General features: G+C 54.3%; 9 protein-coding genes. 5 read left to right on the forward strand and 4 right to left on the reverse strand.

The annotated features are described in order from the left end of the window. Positions 1 to 47: 47 nt before the first annotated feature. The 3 genes from galE (at position 48) to ED236_RS05250 (ending at position 4343) form a co-directional block, all read left to right on the forward strand. Positions 48 to 1028 carry a UDP-glucose 4-epimerase GalE gene (galE, locus tag ED236_RS05240; protein WP_123236889.1) on the forward strand — a complete coding sequence of 327 codons (981 nt, stop codon included), beginning with the start codon at positions 48 to 50 and terminating at the stop codon, positions 1026 to 1028. Between the two features lie 211 nt (positions 1029 to 1239). Then, positions 1240 to 3063 carry a glycosyltransferase family 2 protein gene (locus ED236_RS05245; protein WP_148042254.1) on the forward strand — a complete coding sequence of 608 codons (1824 nt, stop codon included), beginning with the start codon at positions 1240 to 1242 and terminating at the stop codon, positions 3061 to 3063. Beyond that, positions 3060 to 4343: a glycosyltransferase family 4 protein gene (locus tag ED236_RS05250; RefSeq protein ID WP_123236891.1), complete on the forward strand. Its 1284-nt coding sequence runs from the start codon at positions 3060 to 3062 to the stop codon at positions 4341 to 4343. Before ED236_RS05245 ends, ED236_RS05250 begins: the two co-directional genes overlap by 4 nt. Here the strand turns inward: ED236_RS05250 and ED236_RS05255 are convergent. Next, positions 4334 to 5374, reverse strand: a complete 1041-nt coding sequence (locus tag ED236_RS05255) for a hypothetical protein (protein WP_123236892.1) — start codon at positions 5372 to 5374, stop codon at positions 4334 to 4336. The genes ED236_RS05250 and ED236_RS05255 overlap by 10 nt on opposite strands. Positions 5375 to 5625: 251 nt before the next feature. Between ED236_RS05255 and ED236_RS05260 the strand changes: the two genes are divergently transcribed. Both ED236_RS05260 and ED236_RS05265 read left to right on the forward strand, forming a co-directional pair. Then, positions 5626 to 5970: a hypothetical protein gene (locus ED236_RS05260; protein WP_123237135.1), complete on the forward strand. Its 345-nt coding sequence runs from the start codon at positions 5626 to 5628 to the stop codon at positions 5968 to 5970. A 170-nt stretch (positions 5971 to 6140) separates the two neighbouring features. Beyond that, positions 6141 to 7397, forward strand: coding sequence for a capsule biosynthesis protein (locus tag ED236_RS05265; protein ID WP_162299584.1), 1257 nt, complete (start codon positions 6141 to 6143; stop codon positions 7395 to 7397). 71 nt (positions 7398 to 7468) lie between these two features. Here ED236_RS05265 and ED236_RS05270 read toward each other — a convergent pair whose 3' ends face one another. The 3 genes from ED236_RS05270 to ED236_RS05280 all read right to left on the reverse strand — a co-directional run bounded on the left by ED236_RS05270 (position 7469) and on the right by ED236_RS05280 (position 12100). After that, positions 7469 to 8530 (reverse strand): phytanoyl-CoA dioxygenase family protein, encoded by a 1062-nt coding sequence (locus ED236_RS05270; protein WP_123236894.1) that lies wholly within the window; start codon positions 8528 to 8530, stop codon positions 7469 to 7471. Between the two features lie 247 nt (positions 8531 to 8777). Next, a complete protein-coding gene (locus tag ED236_RS05275) occupies positions 8778 to 10184 on the reverse strand; it encodes an SDR family NAD(P)-dependent oxidoreductase (protein ID WP_123236895.1) in 1407 nt (468 codons plus the stop codon). Next, the gene (locus ED236_RS05280; RefSeq protein WP_123236896.1) at positions 10181 to 12100 is read right to left on the reverse strand and encodes an HAD-IIIC family phosphatase; all 1920 of its coding nucleotides are present in this window, start codon (positions 12098 to 12100) and stop codon (positions 10181 to 10183) included. Before ED236_RS05280 ends, ED236_RS05275 begins: the two co-directional genes overlap by 4 nt. Positions 12101 to 12105: the final 5 nt, after the last annotated feature.

A 12105-nucleotide genomic window follows, 5' to 3' on the forward strand; every position in this document is an offset into this window, starting at 1 on the left:
TCAATACGCTGTGCTATATCTCAATAACCTTTCAAGAAACCGGTGACATGTCTTCGAATCAATTTTTGGTAATAGGCGGTGCGGGTTACATAGGCTCGCACATGGTGAAACATCTGATCGAGCATGGTCATCAGGTGGTCGTGCTTGATGACCTTTCATCGGGCCATGCGGATGCACTACTGGGTGGGGAGTTGCTGGTGCATGACTTTGCAGACCGCCCATTTCTGGACGCGTTGTTCACCAAGCATCATTTTGACGGGGTGTTCCATTTTGCTTCGCAGATCCTGGTGGGCGAGTCGGTCAACAACCCGGCCAAGTATTACCGCGCTAACACCTTCGCAACATTGGTATTGCTGGAAGCCATGCGCGACCATGGGGTGCAGAACTTTGTGTTCTCTTCCACGGCCGCCGTCTATGGCGAGCCTGCCTACGTGCCGATTGATGAGGCACATCCCAAGATTCCGCTTAATCCATACGGCGCAAGCAAGTACATGGTAGAGCAGATATTGTCTGACTTCGATCGTGCTCACGGCACCAAGTATGTGGCCTTGCGCTACTTCAACGCGGCTGGTGCTGATCCACAGGCGCGTATGGGCGAACGTCATGAACCAGAGACGCATCTTATCCCGCTGGCCTTGCAGGCCGTGACGGGAAGGCGTCCGGCACTCAAGGTGTTCGGCACCGATTACGACACCCCGGACGGCACTTGTCTGCGTGACTACATCCATGTGGACGACCTGAGCTCCGCGCACTTGCTGGCCATGCAGTATCTGCAAGCTGGCGGTGCTTCACGCGCCTTCAACCTGGGCAATGGTGCTGGCTACAGTGTGCAGCAAGTGATCGATGTGGCGGGCAAGGTGGCAGGCAAGCCGGTCCCGGTGGAATACGCACCGCGCCGCGCTGGAGATCCTGCGCGGCTGATCGCCGATGCGACACAGGCGAAGGCCGTGCTGGGCTGGGAGCCACAATATGACGATCTGGAAGCGATCATCGGCCATGCCTGGGCATGGGAGCAGAAGAGTCACTGAAGTAGAGCGTAGGCTAATAGCGGGTATGCGTGCCGGGATTCGATTACAATCGAAGGTACGCCGCCCTGGCTCAGGCCAATAAACGACTTTACTGCACAGGATATTGATTATCGTTATTCCAGCTAATTTGCTGCGTATCAGTCGCCAGATCAGGCGCTTGAGTGCTCGCTGGTTACGCGCAAATGTGGCTGGGGGCAGGGTTCTGCCTGATGTGCAGGCATCGCCTGTACGCCATCTGGATACGGCCGGTAACAGCCAGTTCCTCAAGCTGGATAGTGTGCAGAACCTGGATGGCCGTCTGACGCTGTATGGCTGGGTGACCGGGTCGCTGGAGCTGGCCTTGTTCGTAGGCGGCAAACCAGTCGATTGTTATAAGACGACTTCTGCACGGCCTGACGTGGCCCGTCATTTTGGGCTGAACACGACGACTCAGCTGGGCTTCACACTGTTCGCACAGGTCTCATCCACACAGGATTTGTGTCTGGGTTGGCGAGCTGGCTCCGCTGATCCTTACAGCTTGTCCAGCCCCCTCAGTTTTGAAGTTCAACATGACCTTGGTTTGCAGTCTGCACAGTCACTGCCAGGGTTGTGGCCTGATCTGCCTGACCAGATGCTCTCTTCCGATTGGCGAGAACGACTGGACGAGCTTGCTTATCCACCCGAGACGGGTCCCTGTGCCATGGGGGCAATCGATAAAGTGCTGGTGTGCGAGCAGACGGGCGACTGGATCATCTACGGCTGGGTGGTGCATAACCCCACCGCCATGATGCTGATCGAGATGCCGGATGGGAGTGATCACTCACTGGCCGGCGCTTACCGTTATTATCGGGAAGATGTGGCCAGAGCACTGGGCGATGAGGCAGGTTACCGATGTGGCGAGGCGGCGTTCATTCTCAAGCTGCCCTTTGCTCAAACAAGCGGTGCGATCAAGCTCAAGGTGCGCGTGGGCGATGAACTGCGTTATCTTTCTGTGCTGGAACCTACCCTGCTGACGTCCGACCCGGTGCTGGCAGCCAAACACCTGCTTGCCGTGCCTTCTGCCTTGTCTGGCTTGAGTCGGCGTATGCAGCGCGTCGAAAACACTATCATCGAGGGCTTGTTGCAGGCTGACGTGAGCCACTGGTCACAGCTCAGCGTGACGCAGCGCCAATTTGGGCAAGCGCCGGCCCAGGCTACCCTGAGTATCATCATTCCCGTGTATGGTGACCTGCGGCTGGTTGAGCATCAGCTGCTCGAGTTCGTGATGGATGACTGGCTGATGGCGAATGCCGAGCTGATCTATGTCATCGACGATGGCCGCACTGCTGCGCTGTTTGAGCAGGAGATCGCTGCCTTGCACACCCTCTATCCGGTTGCCATGCAATGGTTGTGGGGTGGGGCGCATCGCGGCTTCGCAGGCGCATGCAATCTGGGGGCAAGTCGTGCGCGTGGCGATTACCTGATCTTCATGCACCATGATGTCATCCCCGTTTCCGCAGGATGGGCAGCGGAGCTGATAGCCCCGCTGCAACAGCATGCTGAGTTGGGGCTGGTCGGTCCGCAGTTGCTAAGTGCGGATGGAACTATGCAGCACAGCCACTTGGAGCTGGACTGGCATGCGGCATTTGATCTGTGGACAGTCAAGGAGTCGGAGCGCGGCTTGCCGCCCGCGCTGAACACCCGCATCTCCGCAGCCTCGATCGGTGTTCCCGCTGCCTTGCTTTCGAGTGCCTGTATTGCAATGCGGCGTAGCCAGTTTGATCGCTGGGGCGGTTGGGACACTGCATATCTGATGGGTGATTTCACTGATGTCGATCTTTCGATGCAAGCGCATCACCAAGCATCGCAAGTCGTGATGTTGCCGCAGGTGGTCATGGTGCATTTGCAGCGTCTCTCGCATGTGCAGCCCGGAGCCGGCGATTTGCGCAGCCGTATCGCTATTTACAATCTGAGCAGGTTCAAACGGCGCTGGTCAGACTTGATCGCACAGCGTGCAGCGGACGGGTATGCAGGGTTCGCGATGCCAGTGAAACCAATCGGGAAGGAAGGCGCATGAGCCAGTCTGAACGCATTCTGGTGATGGCACATGCGCACCCGGATTTCAGCTTGGGTGGCGGCGAGATCGCCGCTTACAATCTGTTCAATGCCTACCGGCAGGATGAGCGTATCGCAGCAGCATGGTTCCTGGCGCGTGCCGATCTTGGGGCCGGTGTCACAGGCGAGATCAGTCTGCGACGTGAGGACGAGTACCTCTGGCAGCAGGCCAGCATGGACAATTTTCGCATGAAGGCGCGTCATCAAGCCTCGTTGACCGGCGCATTTGCTGATCTATTGCGGGCGCTGAGACCTACCGTGGTGCATGCGCACCATTATTTACATCTGGGCCTGGAGTTTTTGCGCGTCATCAAGACGGTCGATCCTACCATCCGTATTTATCTGACGCTGCATGAGTTCCTCGCGATCTGCCTGAACGATGGACAGATGATCAAAGCTGGCAGTTTCAAGCTATGCGAACAATCGAGTCTGCAGGATTGCCACCGCTGTTTCCCCGATAAAACACCAGCCGATTTCTGGCTGCGAAAACACTATTTTCAGCGCCACTTTGATCTGGTCGATGGTTTCATCTCGCCCTCTGAGTTCCTGCGTCAGCGCTATATAACCTGGGGGATTCCGTCTGAGCGCATCGTGATGATAGAGAACGGTCAGGCAGTTTCATCCAAGCTGCCACCACGCAAGCTGGCGGCCAATGAGTCACGTAACCGCTTTGCCTTCTTTGGGCAGATCAACCCATACAAGGGCATCGATCTGCTGCTGGAATCACTGATGCTGATCCCGGCAGAGCAACGCCAGAATCTGCTGGTGCAGATACACGGCGCCAACCTGCATACCCAGTCCATACCGTTTCAGGAAAAGATCGCGGCATTGCGTGCGCCGCTTGAGGTGGAGGGGGTGCTGCAGTGGGTTGGCCCTTACCAGCCACACGAGCTGCACAGCCGCATGCAGGCTATTGATTGGGTGCTGGTGCCTTCTATCTGGTGGGAAAACTCGCCCATGGTGATACAGGAGGCGTTCGTGTGCGGCCGCCCGGTGATCGCATCCGATATTGGCGGCATGGCAGAGAAAGTGAAAGATGGCGTGAACGGCCTGTCGGTGGCGATGGGCAATCGCCTGGCATGGTCAACGGCACTGCAGCGTGCCGCCGCGATGAGCGATGACTGGGACTTGCTGACCAGCGGTATCCGCGCACCATTGAATTATGGCCAGTGCGCAGATGCCCATCTGCAGGTGTTCACGCGCATGGCATCCCGCCAGTCACTGGACGGTGTTCAATCGTGATGCTGTTCTCTTACCGGTTCTGGCCCGGTAGTCAGGCGGAAGTAGTCGTAAGCTGTCAGCAGATCACTGCTCATCAGATATTGAAAGTGCAGGCGTAACTTGTTCTTTTTCAGCGCGTTGTACGCCGCTGCACCATACATCAGATAAGGACGTACTGTGGTCTTGAGCGGCTGCCCTGGCGGCTTGAGTGGAATGCCTTCGGCTTCAGATGGATTGATCTGCTGAAAGCATAAAGGGTCAGCCCGTGCGCCCATGTCCAGCCAGTGTGTGTCCGCAGTGCAGGCGATGTTGGAAAGCGCGCGACGAAAGTGATGTGCGCCATGAGCGTAACTTACATAGGGTATGCATTGGCCTAGTGTCACCAGTGTCAATTGCTGCTTTGGAAGCTGGCTTCCCAGCTTGTAAAGTTCAGAAACAATCTCAACCGCCACAATCGAGCCTACGCAGTGTCCAACCAGCACGATCTCCTCTACCGGGTCTGCACGCTGCTCCTGCTCTATCAGCGCTGCGAAGGCTTTTGCACGCTCGTTCAGCTCCGGGATGGGTTTTCTGCCCCAGGTGGCAAGGAACATATAGGTTTGTAATATCCACCACACATTCAGCTGCTCGCCACGCTTCTTTGCTTGCTGCAGTAAGGCGACTGCTGCACAGGCAGCAAGTACGACAGTGACCGGCCACAGGCCAAGTAAGCTTTGAGCCATCCATGCGACGACGACGACGGCGGCTGCGCTGATGAACAGGCAGGTCAACGCATACAGCATGGGTAATATGCTGCTCAGATAGGGACCGCGGCCAGCGGCTCTGAATTTCTTGAACAGGCCGTGCCGCAAATGCCAGCCATACATGGGGATGGCGCGCGCAATCAGATGAGGCAGGCTGGGCGCCCAGTGGGCGCGGATCAGGTCGTCCCAGCATAGAAAACGATAATCGCATGTGATACTATCATTGCCCCAGTCTGCTTTGATCTGCCAGCTGTTGACGATCGCGCTGTCGCGTTGTCGTTTTTGGGTGGTGATATCTGCCCCTGTCAATCTGGCGTGCTTGCGAGACTCCTCGCGAAATAGGCGGTGATAGAAACTTGCGCCCCTAGGATCGAAGCCGCTAACGTAATAAACGCGTCGTTTAGAAATCAATGTATATCCGGTATGAGAATTGCTTGAAATAGCACAAGCGGTTCCTGAGTATTCATACTTTGGTGGTGCAAGTAACGTGCATTGAGTATAACCATTACACGGTGAACTGTCGTCAGATGGCCGTGAAGACGGACCTCAGGGAAGCATCGATGAAAGAAAGATTTGCAGGATTCGTCCTGATGACGGCCATCGTGCCCATGGCCTTGCTGGGTTATCTGATTCTGGTGCTGGTCGGGTTTTTTGGTAAAACAGAGCGGGGTCGCTCTGGTGTGCGGGCTCTGGACCATTTTGTGAATGCCAGTGTGTTCAATGGCTTGGCTTGGGAATCGGTTTCCTCGCATGCTTGGCGGATGCGCGAGAAACGTTGGGCCAAACTGGTGATATGGGTAACCAACCTGTTTCATGACAACCACTGCATGCGCTCAAACAAGCGCGAGCAGGCCGTCGTTGATCTGGTTCTGGAGAAAGGACTGCATCATCAGACCATCAAATAAGCAATGCCTGATGCCGCTTGATTGATGGAAACTCACGGATTTTTATATTTGTATAAATCTAATGGGTTATTAAATTTGTAAAGAATAACGCTTAAGATACGCGTACTTTCACCATAATGGTGCACAGGAGTTTGGTTGGTATGTCGTTACCACTGTCTTTTCGATCATTGTTGCAACAAAAAAACATTCTGCTGCTGCAAGGGCCGATCGGCTTTTTCTTCGACTCCCTCGCCAGAACGTTGCTTGCTTCAGGCAAGAATGTGCACAAGATCCACTTCAATGGCGGCGACTGGATGTTCTACGACGCCACACCTGCCAGCTCCTTCCGCGGTACCGATGATGAGTGGCCCGGATTCCTGACCGATGCCATACAACAACATAATATCGATGCCATCGTATTGTTTGGCCAGATGCGCAAACTCAAGGTCAAGGCACGCGAGATTGCCAAGCAATTGGGCGTGGCGGTCTATGTGTTCGAAGAAGGCTACATCCGGCCTAACTACGTGACGCTGGAAAAAGACGGCGTGAATGGCTTGTCTTCCTTGCCAAGCAAGCGTTCTGAATATGCCTTCTGGCGTAAAACCCCGATGTTCGATCCGGCAAAGACGGGTCAGAACTTCTCCAGAACAGCCTGGCTGGCCATGGCCTATGCCTTGGCCATGTATATCTCCAAGCCGTTTTTTCCCCATTATGAGCATCACCGCTGCATGCACCCCATCAAAGAGGGTTTGCGTTGGGTGCGGGCGGCGTTTCGAAAATATCGCTACCAACCCATCGACCTCAAGGTCAGGCAGCATCTGTTGTCCAAGGAACAACGCAAGAACTGGTTCATCGTGCCGCTGCAGGTGCATAACGACAGCCAGATCATGGCCCATTCCCAGTATGAGTCTGTTGAAGATTTTATCCGTAAGGTGGTCAAGAGTTTTGCGGCCAACGCAGATACCAAATATTCCTTGGTATTCAAGCATCACCCCTTGGACAAACCATATACCGACTATTCAAAGCTGCTGGCCAACCTGGAAAATGCATACCATTTACGTGGCCGCATCTTCTACGTGCACGACTTGCACCTGCCGACCCTGATCAAGCGTGCGCGTGGCATGGTCACCATCAACAGCACAGCAGGCTTGCAGTCGCTATTCCACCGTTGCCCGGTAAAAGTGATGGGCGAGTCTTGTTACGGTATTCCAGGCTTGACCTACCAGGGTGCGCTCGAAGATTTCTGGTCTGATCCAGGCGAAGTGAACTACGAGTTCTATCAACGCTTCCGCTCGTTCATGATCGATCAGACGCAGCTTAACGTCAGTTTTTATGCAGGCATGCCAGCTCTCGATGACATTCCTTACCATGATGCTGTGGAAGATGGTTTAAGCCCGGCCCTGAATCTGGAATCGCCCGGTTTGGAACAGCGGCGCATCGCACTGTAGTTGTAAGGTTGTCGTGAAAGCTGGATGAGGGTCTAATAAATAACCCTGCAGGGAACATCCACCCCTGAATATCATTCCGGAGTGCTTAGGCGGTCAATTTTTCCTCTGGTCACTTTCTTCCAGGGTTGTACACCCAGCTTGCACTTCTTAAGCCATTCCAGAATGCCAAGATAGCTACTACCGGTTTTGTGTTTGAACCAGGGTAGCGACAAGAAATGAAAACCAGTCCAAGGTGCAAACGGATTTCTGCGCAATGAAGCATAAATCTCTATACGCATCGTGGGTCTGTCCGAAATTGCACGTCCATGGAATCCGAAAGTATCTGCAATCACCAAGGTGTTCTTGTTGACCACGAAGCGTTTGGGAGGCTGTAAATCCATCTGGATCAGATCAGTCGCCGATGCCCGGAACGATCCGCGTGCATGGTAGCGATTAGCGTGTTTCGCAGCACTCAGGCTTTGCTGTTGTTCCCAGGCGAGGCGCTTGGCGCTTAACTGATGCGAGCCTTCCACATAACATAGCGGGCCATCGTCGTCGGCTACGTCCTGCAAGAACAGCCAGGCTTTGGCGTTGGGATGAAATGTGTCTGCATGTGGTGTTGTTTGCGGGTCGTTGGCATTCGCGCCACTGGTGATAATAGCCTGAATGCAAAATACCGGTTCACCGCCGGTGGCGGCAACATACCTGATCAAGCGCTTGAGGGTAGGGTGGTGTTGCATCAGCTTGGCGAGTGCAGGCGCTTTTTTCTCTATCCCTTTTTCATCCAGAAAAACACGCCGCGTAATGGTGTTCCCTTGCTGCATTTCGCGCAGTGCCCAGTCTGCGCTGAACACCTCCTGACGTAACTTTTCGAATAAACCAGCAGGTAAGAAATCCTCCTTGAGTATGAATCCCTGCGCATGGTACTGCTGTAGATCCTCCTTGCTCAGACCGGAAGACAGCTGATTGCGTCTGAATGAGGCCAATCGGTGTGCCAGTCTTAAACGAAAGACATGCAGACCGTTCGCATTGAGGAATTTATTGCCAATGACCGGGTTACCAGAGAACGATTTCGATTGTGAGAAGATCGATGGCAACCATAATAATATGAGCAAGTTGGATCTTAATTGACGAAATATCGCGGCTAGCTTCATTGCGGTCTCTTGTTAACTGAATCAACAGCTGGGTAGTTGTGAGGGCGCATCAATCAGGTACTCAGCCTCTAATGTGCTGTTAGCCCATTAACTCTAACATCGTTTATTTGATATGGATAGAAACAGGGCCGCAGTATAGCCATCGTCTGGCTTGTGTGCGGAGCATTAATAGGCACAGGCAATCAAAATGCTGGTGATGGCATATTTTGATTACCTGATACTGATTCACGAGAAAAAGAAGGAGTGCTTACGCGCTAACTGGCAAGTGAATATCCAGTAATGACTGCGCCATGACTTGCGAAGGATCCAGGCCGCTGGCCTCACCAAAACTGGCGGTCTGATCGGTATCCATCTTGGGCAAGCGTGGCATAAACAGCTGATAAACCATGCCGTGCTGTTTTTGCAGGCTTGAACAGACAAACTCGGCTGTCGCTTTCGCGGCAGAGTATTCAAGCAAGGTGTCGGGCGGCGTATCGATAAATACACTGGAAGGGCAGTACACGGCTTTGAGTTGTTTGACCCCCAGCACATTCAAGGTGGAAGATAATCCACCAGCATAGTAGGCGGAGAATTTCTCGTAGAGCGGCATTGAGAACCGTCCACGCTTGCCAGTACTGATATGCGGCGTTGCAAAGTAGTATAAGTGCGTGGCGCCCCAGGTTGACAAGGTCTCATGTGGCGTGTCGCTGGCCAGCAATACATTGTAGGCACAAGACGCTGCCTTACCACCTGCTTGGTTGATCTCATCGCAGATGGCAGCTGCGTCCGTGGCGCCCTGATGGTAGGTGATCATGACCTCGGCGCCGCCAGCCGCCAGCAGCTTGGCGACGACTTCGCCCAAGCCTCTGGAGCCACCTACCACGACTGCACGCTGGCCGGCAAAGGCTGAAGCGCTGACCAGCGCAGACAGGTTGGCAAAGCTTGCCTGATCGCGCGGTTTGGGACGTACGAAAGCCGTGACACTACCGGCTACTTCACCACTCAATTCAATGCTGAGCATCGAGAAGCGTGGGTCATGACGGGTGACCCGATAAGCAAAGCCGCTAGCCGCTGCTTCCGGAGTGAACTTGATGTTCAGCTCCGAGAACACGGAGTGCAAGCCAGGGCAGTGCATCCCTACCATTTTTGTACTGGCAAGCAGTGCGGCGATCTGACGCGGTGAGCATCGGCGCATCAGGTTAGGGAACATTTCTGTTGCCAGGCTGCTGTCCATGATCAGTGGTAGTTGACCACTCAATTCAGCATATTCGCTATGTTCGTCCGGCATTTGTTTGGTAAAAGCGCCAGATTCGGCTGCAGGGTGACCGTTCTCTGCGGGAGCCCAGGTAAAATCAACCTTGGCAACCACGTCATCACCGATGAACAGTTGCAAACGCTCGCGAGTCGGTTCGCTGCTGCGAGTTGCACAGCGTACTGTAGTGCCCACTGCCACAGGTTTGGTGAAAGCGGCGTTCACGCTTTGCAGCGTCACAGGGCCTTCCCCATTGGCTGCCCACACCTCCAAGGACCACAGCAAATTGTGTACGCCATGTACAGCAGCTGCGCCAAACATCAATCTGCGCGCATGTACCGGATCGACATGCAAGGGGTTGAAGTCGCCGGACAGTTCGGCAAAACGATCTTGGTCTGATGTCAGATAGGATCTGCTGGTCATGAAGTTACCTCAAGATGGGATGAAGGCACTGTCGTGTCGGACACTACCTGGAATGGCAGTTCAACGGCTTGATAGCTGGCGATGCTGAGTACCCAGCGTTGCTCTTCTTCAGGCGAAGTTGAGTCACGCGTGAAGCCCAGGTTTTTATAGTGATCCACTACGATGCCATTGCGCTCGGTCGGTTTGAAGATGCCGATCAAGCGCTCGATTCCGCGCTGAGCGGCTTGTTCAACCAGATATTGCAACATTTGCTCTTCGACGCGACGCTTGAGTACGCGACAACTCATCAGCCAGGTGTCAATGACCCAGTCCCGGCTTTCGGTCAGGCAAAGTACAACCGCAATAATGCCGTTATCGCCAAAGCTGTCTGTCAGCCGCACTTGTAAAGTAAAGGCGCTGGAATCCTGCTCCAGTTGCAGCATTTCGGGCACGGTATAACGGCGTGTGGTCAGATTGAATTGGTTGGATTTATTGATGAGCTGCACCACGCGCTCGCGGCTGGCATCACTTACCGGCCCGACTGTCATGGCCATATTGAGCGAATTCAAATAAGCACCGAAGTCCCCAATCTGCTCCATCTGCTGTGCACGTTTGGCGTTTTCCTGATACATCTTGGCCCGCGCACGATCTTCTTCGCTAAAGGCCAATGCTTCAAAGAATCCTGGCTCTATGATCGCCAATGGGTAAGTGGCCGGGTCGTCACCGACTTCCGGAACAGTGACTTTGGGCAGAGTGCGACGAACCAGTTCGCGTTCGGCTGGGTTGTCGTCCAGGAACACGAAGGAGTCCAAGCCCAGCTCCAGCGTTTTTGCCATATGGCTGATGTTGCTGGCCTTGTCTTCCCAGTTGGCGGTGAACACGGCGAAATCCTCCAGCTTGAGCAGCATATCTGGATGCTCCTGAAAGGGTTTACGTGCCACTTCATCTGTATTTTTGGAACAGACGGCCAGCACAATGCCACGCGCTTTTAGTGCAAGTGCCGTGCGCTGTATATCCAGGAAGGCCTCACCCGCAGCCGAACCTTGACCGATGCGTATGCCATTGACGCCATCGTCGCCGATCACGCCACCCCAGAGTGTATTGTCCAGATCCAGGATCAGTACCTTCTTTGCTTTTCCCTTGGCGGCTGCCAGGGAGGCGGCCAAGCGCTGTGCGTAAAGTGGCACCACGTCTTGCGAGAAGGGCGCTTTTGCCATGAACCATAGCGCGCGGTCATGCCAAACCGAGTAGCCACAATTCGATGCCAAGCTTGCGGCATCAAACAGGATATGGCCAGTCTCTGCAGCAAATGCAGCCAGACCGCGGTTGAATTCGTCTATCATCCACAACGCGGAACCTGGCAGCCGTGCATCGATGCTGGCAATGGTTTGCTCGGGCTGTGGAACAAGGTTCTGAATCAGGCAGGCTGTGCCGGTTTTCTCCGCAATCCCCAGCACGATGTGGCGCACAAATGTGAGTTTCGAAGCGACCTCTTCAGTCGCTGCGCTGGCGTTGCCTAGTAAATCAGCGCGGAATCCAAGCTGGCGATAATCCAGTCCCACAAATGTGAACGTGATGCCCTGATTCTCAGGCGCATTCAGAAAATCCCCGAAAGCCAGATCAGCCAACTGGTTATAGTCGGTTTTGATCATGTCTAACAGTAAACCATTGCGTAAACCGGCGACCAGCAAATCGTCGATGAAAAAGTCCGCAGTCGTCTGGGATGCCAGACAGAGCCGCACTGGAACAAGTCCGCTGCGATCACATTCATTCTTGATCGCACTGCGTGCCGATTTTGCAACACGACGCACATCCTTGTCGTTAAGTCGCTTGTTGGCCAGTGCTGCAAGCTGGGACAGGGATGCAGAGTCAATTTCTGCGCGATTGGCTAACTGGGTTTCATCGTCAGCTGATTTTGGGGCAAGCCAGGATTGCATGGATC

The organism is Pseudomethylobacillus aquaticus (genome assembly GCF_003730115.1).
Lineage (GTDB): Bacteria > Pseudomonadota > Gammaproteobacteria > Burkholderiales > Methylophilaceae > Pseudomethylobacillus > Pseudomethylobacillus aquaticus.

Bases quoted from the DNA above. Each gene is read 5' to 3' on its own strand.
- ED236_RS05275 (WP_123236895.1), bottom strand. From the start codon at position 10,184: ATGACCAGCAGATCCTATCTGACATCAGACCAAGATCGTTTTGCCGAA.
- galE (WP_123236889.1), top strand. From the start codon at position 48: ATGTCTTCGAATCAATTTTTGGTAATAGGCGGTGCGGGTTACATAGGC.
- ED236_RS05260 (WP_123237135.1), top strand. From the start codon at position 5,626: ATGAAAGAAAGATTTGCAGGATTCGTCCTGATGACGGCCATCGTGCCC.
- ED236_RS05250 (WP_123236891.1), top strand. From the start codon at position 3,060: ATGAGCCAGTCTGAACGCATTCTGGTGATGGCACATGCGCACCCGGAT.
- ED236_RS05280 (WP_123236896.1), bottom strand. From the start codon at position 12,100: ATGCAATCCTGGCTTGCCCCAAAATCAGCTGACGATGAAACCCAGTTA.
- ED236_RS05270 (WP_123236894.1), bottom strand. From the start codon at position 8,530: ATGAAGCTAGCCGCGATATTTCGTCAATTAAGATCCAACTTGCTCATA.